Origin of the sequence: Methylocystis sp. H62 (genome assembly GCF_015709515.1) — a bacterium.
In the GTDB taxonomy this organism is placed as follows: domain Bacteria; phylum Pseudomonadota; class Alphaproteobacteria; order Rhizobiales; family Beijerinckiaceae; genus Methylocystis.
Genome location: NZ_JADNQZ010000056.1, coordinates 1 through 18,681 on the forward strand (window position 1 = coordinate 1; position 18,681 = coordinate 18,681).

Annotated in this window: 17 protein-coding genes and 1 pseudogene; 10 read left to right on the forward strand and 8 right to left on the reverse strand. The window is 60.6% G+C overall.

Translation table 11 applies throughout. The features are described from left to right. Positions 1–167: 167 nt before the first annotated feature. Both IYY11_RS14035 and IYY11_RS14040 read left to right on the forward strand, forming a co-directional pair. Complete coding sequence (locus tag IYY11_RS14035) at positions 168–809, forward strand: IS5 family transposase (protein WP_196404430.1); 642 nt, start codon at positions 168–170, stop codon at positions 807–809. Between the two features lie 621 nt (positions 810–1,430). Next, complete coding sequence (locus tag IYY11_RS14040) at positions 1,431–2,690, forward strand: ISKra4 family transposase (RefSeq protein WP_246719977.1); 1,260 nt, start codon at positions 1,431–1,433, stop codon at positions 2,688–2,690. A gap of 209 nt (positions 2,691–2,899) precedes the next feature. Here the strand turns inward: IYY11_RS14040 and IYY11_RS14045 are convergent, their stop codons facing one another. From IYY11_RS14045 to IYY11_RS14065, 5 genes are all read right to left on the reverse strand, one after another. Then, positions 2,900–3,703, reverse strand: coding sequence for an aspartyl/asparaginyl beta-hydroxylase domain-containing protein (locus IYY11_RS14045; protein ID WP_196404432.1), 804 nt, complete (start codon positions 3,701–3,703; stop codon positions 2,900–2,902). Then, positions 3,693–4,487, reverse strand: coding sequence for a polysaccharide pyruvyl transferase family protein (locus IYY11_RS14050; RefSeq protein ID WP_196404433.1), 795 nt, complete (start codon positions 4,485–4,487; stop codon positions 3,693–3,695). Before IYY11_RS14050 ends, IYY11_RS14045 begins: the two co-directional genes overlap by 11 nt. Further along, a complete protein-coding gene (locus tag IYY11_RS14055; RefSeq protein WP_196404434.1) occupies positions 4,484–5,209 on the reverse strand; it encodes a DUF6492 family protein in 726 nt (241 codons plus the stop codon). The genes IYY11_RS14050 and IYY11_RS14055 overlap by 4 nt, the downstream gene beginning before the upstream one ends. Before the next feature lie 41 nt (positions 5,210–5,250). Further along, a complete protein-coding gene (locus tag IYY11_RS14060) occupies positions 5,251–7,329 on the reverse strand; it encodes a sulfotransferase (protein WP_196404435.1) in 2,079 nt (692 codons plus the stop codon). A gap of 136 nt (positions 7,330–7,465) precedes the next feature. Then, positions 7,466–8,827: a 2OG-Fe(II) oxygenase gene (locus IYY11_RS14065; RefSeq protein WP_196404436.1), complete on the reverse strand. Its 1,362-nt coding sequence runs from the start codon at positions 8,825–8,827 to the stop codon at positions 7,466–7,468. Positions 8,828–8,932: 105 nt separating this feature from the next. Here IYY11_RS14065 and IYY11_RS14070 point away from each other — a divergent pair, with 105 nt between their 5' ends. After that, on the forward strand, positions 8,933–9,859 hold the full coding sequence (locus IYY11_RS14070; RefSeq protein ID WP_196404437.1) for a glycosyltransferase: 927 nt from the start codon (positions 8,933–8,935) through the stop codon (positions 9,857–9,859). Here IYY11_RS14070 and IYY11_RS14075 read toward each other — a convergent pair. Next, positions 9,816–10,637 carry a DUF1826 domain-containing protein gene (locus IYY11_RS14075; RefSeq protein WP_196404438.1) on the reverse strand — a complete coding sequence of 274 codons (822 nt, stop codon included), beginning with the start codon at positions 10,635–10,637 and terminating at the stop codon, positions 9,816–9,818. The two genes, IYY11_RS14070 and IYY11_RS14075, sit on opposite strands and share 44 nt — an antisense overlap. Positions 10,638–10,777: 140 nt before the next feature. Between IYY11_RS14075 and IYY11_RS14080 the strand changes: the two are divergent. After that, a pseudogene (locus tag IYY11_RS14080) lies at positions 10,778–11,472 on the forward strand (IS6 family transposase). Between the two features lie 296 nt (positions 11,473–11,768). Here the strand turns inward: IYY11_RS14080 and IYY11_RS14085 are convergent. Beyond that, entirely contained in the window at positions 11,769–13,151 is a 1,383-nt protein-coding gene (locus IYY11_RS14085) for a site-specific integrase (RefSeq protein WP_246719978.1), read from the reverse strand. A gap of 114 nt (positions 13,152–13,265) precedes the next feature. Between IYY11_RS14085 and IYY11_RS14090 the strand changes: the two genes are divergently transcribed. Continuing rightward, complete coding sequence (locus IYY11_RS14090; protein ID WP_196404439.1) at positions 13,266–13,700, forward strand: DUF2267 domain-containing protein; 435 nt, start codon at positions 13,266–13,268, stop codon at positions 13,698–13,700. Positions 13,701–14,705: 1,005 nt separating this feature from the next. Here IYY11_RS14090 and IYY11_RS14095 read toward each other — a convergent pair. Next, entirely contained in the window at positions 14,706–15,110 is a 405-nt protein-coding gene (locus tag IYY11_RS14095; RefSeq protein ID WP_246719979.1) for a hypothetical protein, read from the reverse strand. Here IYY11_RS14095 and IYY11_RS14100 point away from each other — a divergent pair. The 5 genes from IYY11_RS14100 (at position 15,103) to IYY11_RS14120 (ending at position 18,655) form a co-directional block, all read left to right on the forward strand. After that, positions 15,103–15,561 carry a hypothetical protein gene (locus tag IYY11_RS14100; protein ID WP_246719980.1) on the forward strand — a complete coding sequence of 153 codons (459 nt, stop codon included), beginning with the start codon at positions 15,103–15,105 and terminating at the stop codon, positions 15,559–15,561. The two genes, IYY11_RS14095 and IYY11_RS14100, sit on opposite strands and share 8 nt — an antisense overlap. 61 nt (positions 15,562–15,622) lie before the next feature. Beyond that, positions 15,623–15,892 carry a hypothetical protein gene (locus IYY11_RS14105; protein ID WP_196404440.1) on the forward strand — a complete coding sequence of 90 codons (270 nt, stop codon included), beginning with the start codon at positions 15,623–15,625 and terminating at the stop codon, positions 15,890–15,892. A gap of 73 nt (positions 15,893–15,965) precedes the next feature. After that, the gene (locus tag IYY11_RS14110) at positions 15,966–16,550 is read left to right on the forward strand and encodes a hypothetical protein (RefSeq protein WP_246719981.1); all 585 of its coding nucleotides are present in this window, start codon (positions 15,966–15,968) and stop codon (positions 16,548–16,550) included. A gap of 39 nt (positions 16,551–16,589) precedes the next feature. After that, complete coding sequence (locus IYY11_RS14115; protein WP_196404441.1) at positions 16,590–18,149, forward strand: porin; 1,560 nt, start codon at positions 16,590–16,592, stop codon at positions 18,147–18,149. A gap of 149 nt (positions 18,150–18,298) precedes the next feature. Continuing rightward, positions 18,299–18,655, forward strand: coding sequence for a hypothetical protein (locus IYY11_RS14120; RefSeq protein WP_124739159.1), 357 nt, complete (start codon positions 18,299–18,301; stop codon positions 18,653–18,655). The last annotated feature ends 26 nt before the right edge of the window (positions 18,656–18,681 follow it).

Genomic DNA, 18,681 nt, shown 5'->3' on the forward strand with positions numbered 1-18,681 from the left:
CTCCGACTGAGTCGGAGACCAGAAGCCATGTCGACACGGATGGACGAGGAAGACTGGGCGCATACGCTCACGGTGTTTCGGGCCTGCCTTTCGCGTCGCGGACGCAAAGGGAAAAACGATCGCCGCTTCCTCGAAGCACTTCATTTCTTCACGCTCCAAAACGTAAGGTGGCGCGCGCTGCCGGAACGGTTCGGACGCTGAAACAGCGTCTGGAAACGCTTCGACCGCTTGAGCAAGGCCGGCGTATTCGAGGCCTTCTTCGACACGCTCGCCTCCATGAGTTCGTCGGCGCATCTGATCCAGATGTTCGATTCAACGATCGTGCGCGCGCACGTATCAGCCGCAGGAGCCAAAGGGGGCAAGACGCGCAGGCGCTCGGACGGTCGCGCGGCGGCTTCACCACGAAAATCCACGCCAAGTCGGACGCGTCGGGCGACATCATCGCTTTCGATCTGACCGGCGGCGAGGCTGCCGACGCGCCGCATTTCGAAACGCTCCTCGATATCGGGCCGGACATTCAGCCCCGCGTCGTCATCGGCGACAAGGGCTACGCCAGCAAGGACAATCGCGCAGCGGCGAGATCGCGCGGCGTTGCGCCCGTGATCCCGTACAAGGCCAATGAGAAGAACAAGCCCGCCTTCTTCGCGCGCACGCTCTACAAGGCGCGTTCGCGGATCGAGCAGGGCTTCGGCCGGCTCAAACGATTCAAGCGCATCGCGCTACGCTGCGAGAAGACCGCCAGAAATTTCCGATCTATCGTCAGTTTCGCCGCTGGTCTCTGCTTGATCAAATTCGTCCACACGGCCTAGGACTCTCGAAATACAAAGGTGCCACGACCGCTCCCGGCCCAAAGTCCAAATTCAATTCTTCATCATACCCTATCAAAACGACAGATCCGTCCTCGCAATACGAAAGAATATAGTGACACAGACGAGAGCATGCAAAGTCGTGGGGAGTATGTAAATTTTCGAGGGTTAAGGTCGCTTCTTTGGGAAAGGCGAGCCTATGCAAAAGCTGGTTTGGCGTGATCTGCTACCGTGAAACTGGACCGCTTTTATGTAGAGTTTCCGCGGCCTGATTCCTTGGCTGGCGGGAGTGGAAGACGATGACGGCGTCGAAATTTTCGGACGCGCAGAAGGCGTTCATCTTGAAGCAAGGCTCGAAAACTCAACTTTCGGGCGGTCCAATGTTGGGGAGCAGAGCATCAAACGCCGGTTCTCTAATTGCCAGTGGATGAAAGTTCAGCGGCAGGTCAGGCGGGTGAAACTCGTCACTGATCTTGGGGACGGAGCGCCAGAAATCGACGTCGAAGTGGCCCAGATCGAAAGAGACGATTTTGCTGTTCCTGAAACGCTTGGCCTTTCGCTCGCTGAAGTGAAACGCCGCGCGCTGCTATTCAAACGAAAATGGTCCGCGCGCAGACAGCGACGATGGGCGAGCGCTTCCGTTGCTGTACACATTGCGGATCGGACTTGCCCAGCAAAGGTTACAGATCCGTCACGTTTCGATCGCTGTTCGGCGACGTGCCGCTTCGAGTTCGTCGGTTCGCGAACTGCCAATGCCGTCGGGCCGCGGAAGAACCGAGAAGTTTTTCGGCGTTGACGCTTGAAGGCGGCTTAGCGCCGGAACTCGCCTATGTGACCGCCAAATTCGCCGCGCTCGCGCCGTTTGCGAAGGTGGCTGATTTGCTTGCAGAATTGTTGCCCGTCGGTGGAGCCGTCAACGCAGGTACAGTGCGCAATCGAACCCGCCGTGTCGGTGAGCGTATCGCGCGGCTGCGTCCCGAAGGAGCCGCAGACCCCGACATTGATGCGGTAACTCCTGCAGTGGTGATCGGCCTCGATGGGGGCTATCTGCGCAGCCGGCATCGGCGCCCCGAACGGAATTTCGAAGTGATCGCAGGGAAGGCGCTCAATCTCGATGGTTCCCAGCACCGGTTTGCTTTTGCACGCAACGGCAATTCCACGAGTGAGTTTGCTAACGCGGTTGTGAGCGCTGGCATCCGTCTCGGCACGCCAGCGACGGTGCTGTGCGATGGCGACCCCGGACTATGGAAGCTACAACGGCAGGTGATGCCAGAGGCAAATCTCGTCCTTGACTGGTTCCATATCGCCATGCGTTTTGAACACGCCTTGCAGGCGGCGCGCGGCCTTGGCGCCGGCACTTGCAGCGACTACCTCCAAGGCCATCCAATCCGCAAACTCGAGAGAGCCAAGTGGAAACTTTGGCATAGTCGTTCAAGCGCATATCTTGGGCGCTTGGCGCGCCTGACGCATTGGGTTGACGCCACTCATGTCAGAGATGTCAAAGGCGCGCCCGCAGTTCGGCGACACATCAACGACCTGATTGAGTATCTCTCCGCCAATAAACCTGCGCTCGTGAACTACGGACGGCGACGCCGTGATCGGCTGCCGATTTCAACCGCCTTTGTCGAAAGCGCAGTCAACGAAAATCCTGTCAAAGCGCATGATCAAGAAGCAGCGGATGCGATGGAACAGGTGGACCGTGCAGCCCTTCCTCGACGTGCGCGTCGCCGTTCTCAACAAAACACTCGCCGGTTCGTTCAGGCGCCTCTATCCAGATTTCCAACCAGACAACGAAAACGATCCCGTGCGTCTCGCAGTCTGACGAACCCCACAACCTTGCATGCTCCAAGACGTAAAGACAGCAACTCCAGGGTGGGCCTCTAGAGGGAGCATGTCTGGACGGCCCCCGTCGGTCAAGGGGTTCCTTTTGGTTCTGCACATCTCGGGCGCGGTCATGTCTACGGCCCGCTTGTGAAACGGCATGCCGTTTGACCCCCTATCGGCTTCCAATCAGCTTCCAAGCGTGACCCCACCAAGACGTCGACGGCTTGCTGTTTCGACGAAGGAATTTTACCATGATGGGGGTAACACACCTACTGCACCGGGCTCAGCGTGAGTCGCCGCGCCTCCAACGGTGTCACGAGCGGCGGAATCGACACGTAATGGCCGGGATCCGCCCGACCGAGACAGCGGGGAAAACGCGCGGCAGGCTCGATGCGGCGCAAATCGGCCGCAGCCAGATCTGCGCCGAACATGAGCGCGAAGGTCTCGCCGGTCAACAGCATGTCCCACACCAGATGTATGCGCGTTGCCGGCCCAGGATTAGTGGCGTCGTGGACGCAGCCCTGGTTGAAATAATAGATCGAGCGGGGCAGGAATCGGAACGCTTGGCCATCGAGCTGCATGCGCGCCTGTCTATGGGAGCGTATCGGCAGGTGAAATCGCGCCCGCACCGCCGGCGCGCCGGCCCGGCTCATGAACAGGCTATGCTCCTCGTGCAAAGCGAGAGCCGAATTCGGCCCTAGAAGGTTGACGCGGAAGTTGATGCTGTGCGGAAAGAGAGCGATAAAGCTTGCAAGGCTCGGATAGGTTTTGCTGTGATGGAACCGTTTGCCCAGACAGGACAGGTCGTGATCGTCGCGATAATCGGTGAAATCGCCGCTGCGATTGAGCAAGCTGAATTGCCGGACGCAGCCTCGAGGCCGCGCCCAATGCGTAACATGTCCGCACTGCTGCACGTCGGAACCGGTTTCGGCGGCGCATAGGCGGTCGATTTCGCCGCGCAGCGCCAGGGAGAGATTGCGTTCGAGGGTGAACAGCCGCAAACAGCGTATGCCGCCGGCGTGGTAGTTGCCGTCCCGAATCCCGCCGAGCAGCCTATCAACTTCAGTCACCATCTCCATTCTCCCGGCAAGCCGCTTGCCTGAAGGGGCAGCTCCGCCACAAGGCCTCGGTGTCCAGACTGGCGGGAGACCAGGCTTTGCTCGCGAGCGAAGCGAAACCGGCGCAGTCGTCGGCGAGGTGCGCCGCACTCGGCGGCTCGACGCCGAGCGCGGCGTAATGATCGTGGAACTTACTGCCGTCGCCCGAGGGGAGGTCGCGGAAGCTGACCCAGGCGGCCGGCACACCATAAGCGTGGCTGACGATCAGCCCGTGCAGTGAAGACGACAGGACCCACTCGCTGCGGCAAATCTGAGCGACGACCTCCTCGATTCCGGCCTGGATGTCGATCAGCACAAGCCCCGGCGGCACCCTGCCCCCGAGCCGCGCGAGGTCGGAGAAATGCGCGACCAGCGACGGGCCTTTACGCTTTAACGCGGGAGGCGGCAGGAAGCGCGGGAGCAACAAGGCGGGATCGCCATAGACCTCCGGGCAATCGGCACCGCAGGCGCGCGCGCGCCGTCCGCTCAGCGGCCCGCGCACGGCGAGAAGCCGCGCGGCAGGAGAGACGTGGTCGTCGGCGTTCATGACGCCACTGCCCCAAACCGTGCAGCGGGCGGTCGCGAAGGCGAGGATGCTCCCGGTTACGAAAAGCTTATCGCGCGGGTCCTCGGGCAACGCGAAATGGGGAGTTCGTCCGGTGATCCGGCGGATCAGCCAGGGCGTGAGGGCGTCGCCGAAATTCGGCCGGCTCGGAATCCGGCACCAGAAGGCGAGAACGGGTCGGCTGGCCTGCTTCATCGCGCGTCGGCGCGCGCGCGGATGGCGCATCTGATTTCCGGCGTCAGTCCGCCCCAGCTCCAGTGCCAGTCGCAGCAAGGCCGTGGAGCCGCGGCCGTTCCCGCGACGTGGAAGCTGAACTCCTCGCGATGGAAGCGCCAAGCGTAGGCGCCGAGGACGTTGAATTCGGAAAAGCCGCGCAGCGGGCGCGAGAGCACATAAGCGTCGAGCGGCGTTCCATGTCGTTCGAGTCCGTGATCCCGCACCGCCTTGTAAAGTCCGCGGGGAAAGACGAAAGGCGGTTGCTGCATGTAGTCGTGGAGCGCCGCGAAGCCCAAGAAATCCTCGACGGGCGTACGCCAGGGATAATGCCGGCCGAGTTCGCTCACCGGCTTGGCGATGAGAAATGGCCGACCTTGCGGATGCAGGTCTTCCGGCGTTATCTTGCGCGAAAAGATGCAATCGGCGTCCACATGCGCGATGTAGTCGGCGTCGGTATAGGCGTCGGCGAACAATTTTGTGAGTTGCTGGCCGAGATAGTCGTCCTTGTAGTCGGGGCATGCAACGACGCGTATTTCCATTTCGGGCAGCCTCGCGTGGCGAAGCCAGGGCAGAGTCGATTTCGGCACGACCACTACGGTTTCGCTGAAGCCACGGCAGTGGAGACGGATCGCCTGCAGGCAATAGCGCAGCCACTCCAGATCCTTCCAGTAGGTGCGGATGAAGATGGCCGTGCCGGTCATTGCCTCGGCCTCATCTCAGCTTGCATCGAAGACGATCCCTTTCAGTTCAAGGTCTCGCCGAATTTGGACGGCACGTAATGGTTCAGGAGCGTCGTGAGTGCGAGGCAAGGCGCGGGCGCGCGTTCGCGCCAGTGCGGCATGTCGTGGCCGCAGAACAGCACGGCGTCGCCTAGCGCGGCGGTCACTTCGACGCTGCCGTCGACAGTTTCGAAGTGGATCGGCCAATCCACGGATCGGCCGCCGCTCTCATCGATGACGAAGGAGAGCGTGTAGACGCACTGCTTGCGGTCGAAATGGGGATCCAGCTCGGCACCGCTTTGATAGGCGGACACATAAGCGTAGGACGGAACGACCTTCTCGCCGGCAAGTTCGGAGACGAAGTCCCATAGTTGGTATTGGACGAATTGGGCCATGGCTTCGTTGTGCCAGCCATGTCGCCGCTCGACCTGATCGTCGCCAGCTGTCCAGAGGTCCGAGGCGATCATCGTCCGGTAATAGCGGGCGAGCGCCTGGGTGTGCGGACTTCCGATGAGACGAGGTATGACGCAATATCCGGATCGAGCGATCGTGGCCTTGAGGGCCTCCCGGGTCCTGGCGGCGGATTCCTCGCCCCCACGGCGCTCGGCCTCCGTGGCGACGATTCCGGCGGCGTGAAGTTGCGCCAGCTCTCCGCCAAGATTTGGCGCCGGCCGGCCGGCTTCAAGGCGGCGATACAGGAGGGCCTGCTCGCGGGGCGCCCAGAACGGAAGGTAGCTTTCCGTCAGCGCGGAGCGCACCCAGAGGATCGGTTGATCACCAAGGAAACGGCCGCGGAAGCGCGCGCTGCCGGCGAGTCCCAACGGAATGCTGTTGCCCATTTGGTAACGAAAGCTCGGATCGACGATCAGCTCCTCGGACGCCGCCGAAGCTGTGGGCTGCACGTCGCGCAGGAAGCAGGCGAAGCGGACGCCCGGGATTTCGATCGTCTGCGGCGAGGCGATTGCGGCGGGGCGCTCCTGCAGATCAAGGCTGCGCAGACGTCCGCCGAGGCTGCGGACCCTATTTTCCAGTCGTCCGGCGTCGAGCGCCGGGTTCCGTCGCCATTTCAGCGACGACGGCGGCGATATCGTGGTCGCGCTAAGCGCCGGCGTTCGGTCGAGGAAGGCCTCAAATTTCGCATCCGTTTCAAGGCCGAGGAAACGGCAGAGCCGCAGCGCCGTTCGCTTCGGGGCGGCGATGAGTTCGTTATAATCGACATGCGCCCAGCGGTTGCGGTCCAACCCGTCGAGATCGTCGAGCGCATGCCGATACGCCGACGCCCATTGGGCGGTAACGACGTCTTGAAGGGAGCGCCCGGCAAGCCGCCGCCACTCGGGCGGCAGAAGAAAACACCACTTACCGTCCGGCCAGTCCGGCAGCTCCAGGAACCTGTCGAAGCCGCCATGACGCCAAGCTTCCATCAGGCTGCTGACGCTCTGGCGCGCATCGCGATGCAGGAGGATGAAGAAGCTGTCCGGAAAGGCCTGCGCCAGGAATGAAACCCGCAGGGCGTTCTCGGTCGTCTTGTCGAGAATGCGAAGCTGGGCCGGACCGGTTCCGGCCGGCAGGGCGTCCAGCTGCTGACCGGAGCGGTCGCGCAGGTCGAACATGAGGCCGGCGCGCAGGATCTCGGCGACATCCCCGCCGGCGTCCTCGTCGGTCAGCCGATCCGACGTGAAGCCGCGTTCGGCAGGGTGAAGGCCGACGATCCCCTCCACCGCCCCTTGGCCTTCGCTGCCCTGTGTCCACAGCCCCGGCGCTTGCGCGAGAAGGTCAAACAGAAGGGTGCTGCCCGAGCGGGGCGCTGCGATGATGAAGACGGGCCGGTCGAGCTTGCCGCCCCTGGCTGAGTCGGCCACGACGGGAGGCGGCGTCTCTCCGAGACGAGCCGAAAGCAGGCGATATGCGGGATCGGCTTGGAAGGACTGCAAGTCCGCCGAGTCCCGGACCAGATAGAAGCCGCGCAGCGCGCGCGCCTCCAGCCGCCATTGCCGCGCCAGAAGGCCGGCAAGACGCGGCGCCGGCAGAGCGACCGTGGTCCTCCACGCGCCCCGCGCCGCGAAGGCGTCAATTCCGTCCCAGCCCAGCCGCACGCTGTGCATCTGTCATCCTCCAGGATGCATGCCGGGCGACCGATTGGATGTTTCAAACATGGCAGGGCGTCCAACGATCCACCCGAAACTACGGGGGAGACGGGGACCACCGGCCGCCGCCGCCTCCTGTCCCTTGTCACGCCCGTCAGTCGCGCCGGTGAATCCAGCCGTTGACGGTGAACCTCGAGTCCCCGAATTCGCCGCTCGGCACCCGCACCGGTAGAACTTCGTGGTCATTGGCGCTGGCGAAGAAGAACAGCGTGTCCTGCCGCGGCGACAACGTCTGGAAATGATCCGCAGGCAGGAGCTGTCCGGCGACCATTTTCTTGCCGTAGATGCGTAGTTCGCCGCCAGAGAACCGGCGCGGTTCGCGGAAGAAATGATAAGCGAAAGAGACCTCGCGGGTGCTCTTGGAACCGGTGTCGGAATGGAGACGGTAGAAATCGCCATTGCCGCTCGCCGTTATCTGCATTTCGATCTGGCCGACCGGGAAACCCGGAAGTTTCAGCTTCTTGAGCGCCGGCTCCAGATGCTGCGTCAGCGCTTTCGCGAAGACATCCTTGAACGGGCCGAGATCGTCCAGCGTTCGCGCGCGGCGGACGACCTCGTCAACCGAGGCGCAATCGCTGGCGTCCCGAACGACCATCGCCGGCGTAAATCTCGATTCCGACGCCAGCGCGTACTGCATTAACTGATCGCGAGCCGGCCCAAGCATATTTGCGAAGCTGACGACAAACTCCACCTCGGAGATCGGATCGACTTCCCATCGTCCGGTGCCGCTCGGCACGCCGCCCGGCTTGCCGGCATGACCGCCGCGCACGAGGCGGATGATTTCAGAGGCGAGGCCTTCCGTGCCGAGCCATTCCGCCAGCGATCCCATATAGATAGTCTGATGGAAATACGACTGCGCCGCCAAGGCCCGACTGTCGATCGCGTGAGCGAGCAGGTCGGGCGTCGGTGTGTTGGCAATGCCCAGCGCCTCCTGAACCTTATCGACCGCGGCGCGATACGTATGATAGCGGGCGTGGGGCGTGACGAAGACATCCTCGGTCTTTCCGAAGCCGCTTTGCGTCAGGACGTGGTCGGCGAGGGTCGAATGCTCGGCCGCGAGATAGCAAATTTCGGCTCTCGGATGCGCCGAGAGCTGGTCCAACGCCTCTTTGTAGACGGCGCTGATGAGACCGATGTTGGTCAACTCCTGTGGTAATGTGTAGACTGGCGAGACAGCATAGCTGCCGTCGGCGATGGAATGGGTCACGCATATCGCAACGATCTCGCGAGAGCCGAGCCCCCAAGGTGGCCACGGCCGGTCGCGCACCGCCGCGACGATCCTGGCGTCGCCTTCCGCAAGGGTCGGCAGAAGGAACTCGTCGATGAGATGTGGCGCGCCCAAGCGGCGGGCGAACTGCCGCAGCGCCGCCAAAATTTGTGCATTCAATTCTTCGAAAACGTCGATCCGGGTGACTCTGTTGCCAGCGTCGAAGAAATGTTCGTTTTCTCTCAGCATGTGAGAGCTCCACGAAAGAATAAATGAGAACCATAACTATCTTTTTCTAAAAAGGTGCACGCTCGGGCTTCATTTGTCAATTACAATCTAGGAGAGGCTCTTTCCGTGATCGCAAGCCTGTCTTGGCCGTTCGAAGCTGTTCTTGACGCCCGTGGAGAAGAAATCGGCTGGATTGCGATCCATGGCCCCGTCCTCGCTTCCGCTCAGCAGGAGCAATTCGCCGAACTTCGGCGCAAGCGCGCTCGCTTCCTCGGCGTCACCAGCTATCTCGATTTTCCCCGCCACGACCCTCGCGACCCTCTCGATTATGAGGGGCTTTGCGAGGCGTGGTGCCATTGTTTCCGTGATCCCAATGCTTATTTCACTTATTCTGCCCCACGCGCCCTCATAAGCGTCTCCGACTTCACCGACTGGTTGCTCCTGCGGCGGCGCGCGGGGTCCATTGCCCCAGAGAGCCTTCCGGCCGAATTCGATTACGTCTATGTCGGCGGTGTCGACCCTTGGCGGAAGGGAGTGAAGAACTGGGCTCTTGCGGCGCGCTGCGTCCCGATGATTTACAACCGCCTGGGTCTGCGCGCCTTGGTAATTGGCGAAGCCGACGAGGTGTTTCTGCAACAGCCGGGGGTTTCGTTTGTTCAAGCTCTTCCTTGGGAGAGCCTGCTGGCGGCGATTGCCGGGTCCCGGTTTCTTCTGGCGCCTAACCGAAGCGACCCGTCGCCCCGGGTCTTGGCGGAGGCCCTTTGTCTCGACGTGCCGGTTGTGGTCGACCGGGCCATCCTCGGCGGCTGGAAATATGTGAACCGCTTCACCGGCCGCTTCTTTGACGGCGAGGAGAACGTTCTCGACGCTGCGCGCGACTGCGCCGAGGGCCGGGTTCGTCCTGACGGCTGGTTCCGCAGTCAGTTCGGACCGGAACTCTCCGGCCGACGGTTGGCGACGCTGCTACGCTCTGTCGATCCAGGTTTAGGCCGCGACGCCTCGCTGCAGCTCAGCGCCGCCGGGCCGTGCGGGGGTTCGCCGGCGAAAGATTGACGACGAGCCGCGGCGTGCCCGACATCGGCGAGCAATGCAGCCATGTGCGGCCGGACGGGTGAAGGTTCCAGAGCTCCCGGACGTCGAGATGGCGGAAGGCGACGACAGCGCCGGGCGGCGTCCGGTAGACTTTGGCGCCCTTTCTGAGAAAGGGCAGCATCTCGTCGAGGTTCAGCATGGATGACCTTCGGCGATCAGCCGCGGCGGCGTCTTCCTTCTGCAGCGCCGCCCGCCATTCGGCCGAGAGCCGCTCGCGCTTGCCGAGGTAGTCGTAGAACCGACCCATGTCCGGCATGTCGCGGGCCAGGACGTAGCGCGTCGCCTCGCCGTTATAGACCTTGAGGAGACCGAAAGGGGGCAGGCCGGGGCCAACCGTGTCGATATGGAAGCCGCAGATTTCGGTCGGCGCTTCGACCAGGACCCGCAGCAAGACGCTGTTGCACCCCGCCAATTGGCGCAGCTCATCGGCCATCACTGCTATGTCGTCGATCAGCGCGAGTCGCGTCGCGAATGCGAGACCCTCCTCTGGGAGGCTCGCTTCGAGGATCGAGGGCAGTTCCTCGATGCGGGCGGTCGGAAGGGTCAGCCGCTCGAAACGGAATGCGCCGCTCTCCACCACCGCCCCCAGCCTTTCTTCCCATTCCGGGCGCCGGCTTGGCCGGACGAAGACGGCTTGCACCGCAGGATCGCGAAGCCGTTCAATTGCTGCAAACTCCTCGGCGAAGATGATCCCGCTCGCTTCAGCCTCGATCTCGACGGAGTCTACAACCCTGTTCATGCCGTCCGTCCGGATGTTTCGCGCCACCTCTGGCCCGACACTGGAGACTATCGACACACGCGACGAGGTCAATCATCCGACCTCGCTTTACACCACATTGTCAGCTTGCCGGCCCTGACCTCTGGCTCTTATCCTGCACGATGACGAAAATCAGCTACGCCGGTTACCGCTTTCCGCCCGAGATCATTCAACAGGCAATCTGGCTCTATGTCAGATTCACTTTAAGCTTCCGCGACGTCGAGGATTTGCTAGCGGAACGCGGGATCGCGGTCTCTTATGAAACCGTGAGACGATGGGTCAATTATTTTGGGCCAAGATCGCAGCCGATCTGCGCAAACGCCGGCCGAAGCCGCACACCACATGGCATCTCGACGAAGTCTATCTCAAGATCGATGGACGCTTGGTTTATCTGTGACGCGCCGTCGATAGTGAAGGAGAGGTTCTGGATGTCTTGGTCCAGACCAGGCGGAATAAGACCGCAGCGCTGAAATTAATGCGCAAGCTTCTGAAGAAATATGGCTTTGCGCCGGAGAATTTGGTGACCGACGATCTGCGGTCTTACCATGCCGCCGCGCGTGATCTTGGGATCGAACAGCGGCATCTCACCGGCCGATGGCGAAACAACAGAGCGGAGAATTCTCATCAACCAACCCGACGACGAGAACGCAAGATGCAAGGTTTCAAGAGCGTTGGTTCAGCACAAAGATTTCTCTCCTTTCACGCAGCAGCCCACAACATCTCCAACGTTCAACGCCATCTCATTTCAGCAAGGACGCACCGAGCTTTTCGAGGCTCGGCCATGGACACATGGCGTTTGGCCACTGCTGAAGCATAAACAAGATCGTCAATGAGATTATTCGCGTCTTTCGTTCGACAACGTGACAAAGCCGGCGCGACGGGTTTAGAGGACGGCTTCGCACGACGCGCCGCGGCCGCGCCATCGGCGCGGGTTCAAGGCTCAACGGGTGGGGCGAATCGCTTTCCAACATGCGCGGAATCGTAGGCGCGGAACGGGTCCAGCGGCAAGCCACGGCGGCGCTTTATCGTTAAATTTAGCGCCCGATCCGCCGCGCTTGTCTTTCCTCCATCATGTCCGATAATGTGGGCTTATCGGATACATTTTGAGATAGATTAAACGCACAAGTGAGCTCGCCTACGAACTTGAATCGACAAATGTTTAGCATCCGATTTTGAACTTGGATCACTGTCACAGCTTTTGTTAAGCGCTGCAGCAATGGTCTCACCGATTGTATCCGCTGCGCGCCGGATCGGATCGGCGTCGAGATGGGCATAGCGGCTAGTAGTCGAAGCCTGCGTGTGACCCAGAAGCTTGCCGACGATCGGCAAGCCAAGCCCTGCTCCGGCGCCGACGCTGGCGAAAGAGTGGCGCAGGTCATGAATGCGCAAGTCCGGAAGATTGGCGGCCTCGGTCACCGCCGCCCACGGCTTCTTGAGATCCGCTCGCGGCACTTTTGGATCTGCGCCGGGTATGACGCAATCTCCGACGCGCCCCAAAGATCGAATTACCGCCAGTGCTGGCGCGTTAAGAAAGATCGTTTTTTTGCCAGTCTTGGAATCGGGTAGGAACAGCAAGCCCCGCTCCATATCGACATGTTCCCAACGGAGGTGAAGGATCTCGCGCAGGCGCGCGCCGGTAAATAGCAGGAGCCGAAGCGCAGCAATCCCGTCTCGAAATCGCCCGTCGTTCTCAAATCGACGGAAGGCTTCTCCGAGCCGCGCCAATTCCCCCATAGTTAGGAAGCGCTCCCGGCGCGATTCGGGGAACCGTTCAATCCGAGCAGCCGGATTACATCCATCTGCAACTAGTCCAAGCCGCTCCGCGAAAGAATACATGCTCGCGACCACCGCGAGCAGCCGATTTGCCTGATAGGGACGGTTCCGCATCGAAAGATGTATCCGCGCGAGATCGGACCCAACAAAATCATGCGCCTTCCGAGGACCATGTTTGGGCAGGACATAGCGTTCTATTAGGCTGCGGTAATGAGCCGCGGTCGTGCCCTTCCGCTTCGGGCTGACGTGCTCGGCGAGAAATCTCCTCGCCAGTTCATCGACAGTGATTGCCGCTCGCTCCCCCCGACGTTCTTCTACGGGGTCACGACCGCGACACACATTGGCCAGAACTGCCTGAGCCAGCCCCCTCGCCTGCTCCGGCGTCAAATGTCCGAATCGACCGATCGCGAGGAAGCGTTTCCGACCCGAAATACGATATCGGACAAGGAACGTTTTTGTCCCTGACGGCTCCACCCGAAGCCCAAGGCCCTTTAGAGTTCTGTCCCAGACGACATAACGCTCAGACTCAGGCTGCGCCATGTCGACAATCCGCTTTGTCAGCTTCGCAATCCGCACGCTCATCGGGCTCCATTGGTGACCATATGGTGACCACCAGAAAGAAAGTCGCCGACGGCAATCGGAAAGCGCCTCGCCAGATTTGTCAATGATAATCAATACATTATCGCAGCGTGGCGTAAAATCGGATAGCGTGGAATAGCCCATGGATGAGACTTTTAATCAGGGGGTCGTGGGTTCGAGCCCCACCGCGCTCACCAACATTATCAATTCGTCAAGGCGGCGGCATCGCAATCGGACTGAGAATTTCGAGGGCCGAATATGGACGAATGGGTCGCGCATATCGCGGCGTCGGTCGGCATCGCGCCCGCGGTCGCGAGACTCGCCGTCGGTCACGTTTTCGGCTTCCTCCAGAAGCGCCATCCGAACGGCCCTGCCGACGAACTGATCGAGAAAATCCCCGGTGCTGAAGCCGCGATAAGGGACGCTGCGGCGGCGCCGCGGCGGGGTCTGCTCGGCGGCGTGCTCGGAGGGGTCGGCGGCCTGGTGGGCGGCGCGAAAGGCGACGTCCTTGCGCTGACGGCTCGTTTGACGAGCCTGGGTCTCTCTCCAGACCAGCTTCAAAGGCTCGCCAGAGAGATCTTCGGCGGCGCGGAGCAGGTTATCGGCAGAGAGAAGCTGCGAAGCATGACTGATTCGATTCCTGGCCTATCGCAATTTCTCTGGCCGAAGTCGCGATCGGCGCGTCTCAGGTAAGGAAGAGGCGCGCGGGCGCCGACGCGCTTCGACAGGCATCCGCCGAATTGCTCGCCGTCGTGGTCATCCCAGAACGCGCAAGCGGCGCACGTTGAAGGCGCAGAATTGCGGGGTTCAAGGCTTGGCCGCCGGCGCGTGCGCCAAGAACCAGGTCCGTACCCAATGTCGGCGCGAATTCGCGCGACATTTCCGCAACTCAGCGAAGCCTTTGGCGACGTTCAGGGCTTGTCGATGCGCTCACCCATCGTCGTCCTGGAATCGTCTTGAGAGACAGCGCCCCATGCCGGACTCGCGCAGGCAAGATCGAGCGGCTGTTTAGCAAAATAACTCGCGTGTAAAACTTCGCATCTTGCCCGAACAGGAGCGCTAATGAGCTTTGCTCGAGCGAAACCCACGCCGGCAACTGCGCATCTTGTGAGTCTTGCAGCTTCCGTATCTGTAAGACGGCCGTGGTCTGAATGTCTCATAGCCATTCCCAGGCGGATTTTGCTCCTGCACCATGTTCTCCAAGACCACGGTCCCGATCGGGCCCATATCTCCTTGAGCCACAAGGGAAGTTGGACTTAGGAGCGCCAATGAGACAAACACCGACGAAAACAGGTTAACCCCACGACATTTCATGCTTTTTCCCCAATTTACCAGGTAGAGCGATCAGCTTATTAGCTATCATTGTACTTCGATTGAATACAAGAAGGCGTCTTACATTCATCTAAAGTTCATAATTCGGAACCGTTCCATAATTCTCATTTTGCACTTCACCAACGACGTTAACCTCTCATCGCCGAGGTTATCCACATAGGCTCGAAGGGCCATGTTTTTTCCATGATAAACTGAAAATATCGATGTAACTTCGATGTGTTAGCCCTTCTACATTGCACTGCAAGACGATGTTGCACTTTCGCCACAGTTATTACTAAAAGTGGTTATCGGGATATTTAGTGGCTGGACGGATCGACCGCTCTTCGACAACTCTGCGCCACGATGACTGGCGCGCTGGTCGTCTGATTAGAAAAAATCTCTAGAAGGATCCTCCCCATGAGCGACCGGGATCGCGAGGCCGCCGGCAAGACCGGCCTGATCGGAGTCATTTTCCGACAGCGCAACCGCCGCGCTGACCGCGACGACCGTCACGTCGCCGGCGTCGCCGCCATTGCCCGAGTCGACGATGCTGCCGACGCTGAAGGCGTGCGTGTTCATGTTGAAGACAGCGCCGGTCTGGCTGAACGCGGTGGGCTGAAGTTCGATGCCGCCGCCGACGGCGACGTTCTGGTTGACAACGCCGACGTTGTTGAGGCCGAGGTTGGTGACGCTGCCGACGTTCACGCCCTGCGAGACGGAGGTGTTGATGCCGACGTTGGCGCCGATCGGGTCAGCGAAAGCGGGGGTAGCGAGCACGGCGGCGATGGCCACAAGCGAGAGCTCTCTCTCCGCCCAAGGCACCGCGCTGCAGGACAACGCGCCCCTCAGCATCATTCCGATTAACGTCGGCGTCGGCGTCGGCGACAACACCACCTCCTCGACCGCGACTGTCGGCACGGTTCAGGCCAATCTGTCGTCGCAGCGTTCGACCACTGTCGCCGCCTCCAGCCAGGACGGCATCGGCAATGGCATCGACGCCAACGGCGGCAACGGCCAGGCCTTCATGATCACCATCGGCTCCAACAACACCAGCATCGACAACACCTCGGTGTCGCGGATCGAAGTCGACACCAACATCAATGTCGCTGATCGTGGCGGCGTCGCTGGCGGCCTGCGGCTTGAGGACTCCTTCAATCCGATCGATATCCAGGACAATGCTATCGCGCTCGCCGGCGTCGCGGTCACCGCGAACCACAACGACATCGGCAACGGCGCTCCCTGATCTTAGCGAGCCTGGCTAACATCGAGGGCGGCGTGCAGCATATGTTCAAAGGATCAGTCCTATGAAGCCAATACTGCATGCCGCCCTCGTCGTTCTCTTCAGTCTCTCCGCATTCGCGTCGCCCGCCGACGCAGCCAAGAGCCACAGGCAGAGACGATCTGTAGCGGTCGTGACTGAGGACAGTTCGCCGGCATGTCTCGGCGGCTATTTGGCGCAGACGGAAGCCCAGGATTATCTCAGAGACGACATCTGGGTCTTGGAGCCGGTTCCGGGCAGCGACAATCGCCCCTATCGCTTCGACTGTCGGCAGCCGGTTTTTTTCAGGCGTTAGCTCTTAGCGCTTTGTCTTTGAGAGAGCGCCGCCGCGCGCTTGGTCGTCATTTTTCGAGAGCTGGGAATAGACGATGTCGCGAACTCCGCTTCTAGCCGCAATCTTCCTCCTGAGCTTCATGAACTCCGTCTTTGCGCAAATGGCGACGCAAAGCGCACCCTTCAATTTCGCCTTTGGGTTTTCCGGCGGATCGCAGTCGTCCATCGACCTGTCGCAGTCCGGCTTCGTGAACGTCTACTACGGCGTTCAGGATTCAAATTTAGCGAATCAAGCGGTGATCAACCAGAACGGACTCAACAACTATTCGCAGATGCAGCAGATCGGCGACTCCACGGGAGTGTCTAGCGGCAGCGCGAGCGTTCGCGGCGACGGTCCGCGTTATGGCGCACAGAATTACGCCTCCGTGACCCAGAACGGCGTGGAGAATAGTTCGCAGATCACGCAAATGGGCGGCACGAATGTCGCCGCGGTCGCGCAAAACTCCCATGTCGGAAATGGTTCGGCGCCTCGCGTGCTGGTGCCGACCGACGGCCCGATCTACCAGTCCTATCAAACGTCAGAAGGCTATCTCTCTCTGTTCGCCACGGACAGCATGAGTCTGGCGATCTGGACGCCGCCAGGTCTGACGGCGACGAACAGCTTTGGACGAATGCACTAACGACGAACCTTTGACTTGGTGTCCAACGGACAGGGCTACGTGAAAAAGCGAACAAAAATCGTCGTATCGTTCGCCTGCGCCGCCGGAATGGCCGGCGCGTCGACTGCGCTCGCACAGCCGGCAAGCTTCGATAAGGGCGTCGACGCTTCGATTCTGGAAGCTGAGCGCGCGATCCAAGAGCTCAACGCCGCGTCAAAAACGCGAGTGAAAGAGAAGCGTCCTGTCAGTCAGCCGGTAGCAAAAGCTGCGCCGCGGCCCGTCGTTAGAATGACGGGGCCGTGCAATCTGAACGGCAATACCCAATTTTTTCAAATTCCCTACATCGGCTTTTGCGGCGCGGTCCACGGATCCTTTACCGGTTTCCTGGGCAAGGACTTTGCGACCGAAGACATAGCGTTCACGACGCAGCGCCTTCCTGCCTATCGATACGGATGGAACGGTCTCGGATTGAGCGCCGCCGTTCCGATGTTGTACTATTGGAAAAATCCGCTCGTCAGCAAAACAACGTCCGGCGCTTATACCGGCACCTACAGCATGGTGAATTTTCTGGCGTTCCGGAACACGGATTACGGAACGATCTCCGTGTTCATCAACGCCGGATTGTTCGCCAGGACGGTAAAAAATTATGAAGGTGAAACGCGCATATCGCTGAATCAACTATACGGAAACTACTGGAGGGGCGCCTTCGATCAGGCCTGGGTTCAATGGGGCGGGCTGCGCGTTGGACTCCAGCCGTCGCTGTTCAGTTTCAGCCGGACCGGCTACACCTTCATGCCGGGCTACGCGTCCTACATGACGACGCCGGCGGTTTCTTACACTCACAGAATCGAAAATATCAACGTTCTCCCAGGTCTCCTGCCGCGCTTGGGCGCCTCGATCAGCGTATCGGCTGAAGATCCGACGCTGAGGCGTTATCCGGACGGGGTTCTGTCGAGATATCCGACGGGCATGGGATACCCGGACTTTGTCGCGCAATTACGCGTCGGCGCCCCCGCCTTCGTCGTCCACGCGTCGGGAGCGATGCACGAAATCAGGGATGTTTCCGCCAACGCGTACAATTCCTTCATGCCGAAATACTCCACGTGGGGCTGGGCTGCGCAGCTCGCCGGCGAATATCGTTGGAAGTGGAGCGGGCTCATTGGTCCCCTTGGCGGCGAAATGTACGGCAAGGCCATGCTATCGGCGACCGCCACTCAAGGCGCGCTGTCGTATCTCGGCATGCCGTATATGTCGATCGACTATGTGAGCAGCTCGACTGGAACGATCCAGAGGAGTTCCGGTCAGTCATTGATGGCATCCTACGAACATCTTTGGACTCCCGTGTTCAAGACCTCGATCACCGGAGCGGCGTTTCAGAGCTACATGGGCTCCGCCCCCGAATTTCTCGGTTTCGGCAACGTCGCTTTCGGCTTCAATACGCAAGTCAGAGGTCAGCGCGTCGTCGGAAACGCCGAATATTGGGCTGGCGAAGGATGGGCGTTCGGTCTGGAAGGCGGTTGGACATGGAGCCAGGCCAACGGCCAATATCTCGGCGGACGCGGCCTGCCGGTGGCCGTCAACTTCCCGAACGTCCTCACCTATATGCGGAAGGCCTTTTGATGAGGCTGGACACATGTGGCGTTTCGGCCACATCGAGGATTCTATCGCAGTTCGTCGAGGTCGAAACGATCGACCGCAGCGCGCTGCAAAGCTAGGGTGACAGTAGGCAGTATCCGAACAACGAAGGCCAACTTCCAGGGACCAGACCCATGAAAAAGCTGATCGCGACAATATCCTTCTGCACGCTCGCTGCCGGTTCGGCCCTCGCCGACGGTCAGAACAATCAGAACCAGAATCAGTCCCAAGCGTACGGCAACAATTATTCGGCCGTCACACAGATCGGCGTGAACAATAACGCCGCCGTCGTTCAAAACGGCTCGGTCGGCGGAAGCATGGTCGATCTTGGATCGGGTAACCAGAATCAGAGCAATGTAAACATCGACAAGCAAGCCTTCGCGATCGGCAGCATCATCGACTCCGCAGGCGCCACGATCAGCAAGACCGACTCTGACAACATTTCCATTAATAATAATGCGCAAGCCTCGATCGTCACGCCCATCCAGTAGGCGCGGCGAAACGTAAGACCGCCGAA

What these genes read in the sequence shown, in the direction of transcription:
- IYY11_RS14075 (WP_196404438.1), bottom strand. Translation starts at nt 10,637, where the DNA reads ATGAACAGGGTTGTAGACTCCGTCGAGATCGAGGCTGAAGCGAGCGGG.
- IYY11_RS14045 (WP_196404432.1), bottom strand. Translation starts at nt 3,703, where the DNA reads ATGGTGACTGAAGTTGATAGGCTGCTCGGCGGGATTCGGGACGGCAAC.
- IYY11_RS14090 (WP_196404439.1), top strand. Translation starts at nt 13,266, where the DNA reads ATGGACGAATGGGTCGCGCATATCGCGGCGTCGGTCGGCATCGCGCCC.
- IYY11_RS14100 (WP_246719980.1), top strand. Translation starts at nt 15,103, where the DNA reads ATGGCCACAAGCGAGAGCTCTCTCTCCGCCCAAGGCACCGCGCTGCAG.
- IYY11_RS14040 (WP_246719977.1), top strand. Translation starts at nt 1,431, where the DNA reads ATGGGCGAGCGCTTCCGTTGCTGTACACATTGCGGATCGGACTTGCCC.
- IYY11_RS14120 (WP_124739159.1), top strand. Translation starts at nt 18,299, where the DNA reads ATGAAAAAGCTGATCGCGACAATATCCTTCTGCACGCTCGCTGCCGGT.
- IYY11_RS14105 (WP_196404440.1), top strand. Translation starts at nt 15,623, where the DNA reads ATGAAGCCAATACTGCATGCCGCCCTCGTCGTTCTCTTCAGTCTCTCC.
- IYY11_RS14050 (WP_196404433.1), bottom strand. Translation starts at nt 4,487, where the DNA reads ATGAAGCAGGCCAGCCGACCCGTTCTCGCCTTCTGGTGCCGGATTCCG.
- IYY11_RS14065 (WP_196404436.1), bottom strand. Translation starts at nt 8,827, where the DNA reads ATGCTGAGAGAAAACGAACATTTCTTCGACGCTGGCAACAGAGTCACC.
- IYY11_RS14085 (WP_246719978.1), bottom strand. Translation starts at nt 13,151, where the DNA reads ATGGGCTATTCCACGCTATCCGATTTTACGCCACGCTGCGATAATGTA.
- IYY11_RS14110 (WP_246719981.1), top strand. Translation starts at nt 15,966, where the DNA reads ATGTCGCGAACTCCGCTTCTAGCCGCAATCTTCCTCCTGAGCTTCATG.
- IYY11_RS14060 (WP_196404435.1), bottom strand. Translation starts at nt 7,329, where the DNA reads ATGCACAGCGTGCGGCTGGGCTGGGACGGAATTGACGCCTTCGCGGCG.
- IYY11_RS14055 (WP_196404434.1), bottom strand. Translation starts at nt 5,209, where the DNA reads ATGACCGGCACGGCCATCTTCATCCGCACCTACTGGAAGGATCTGGAG.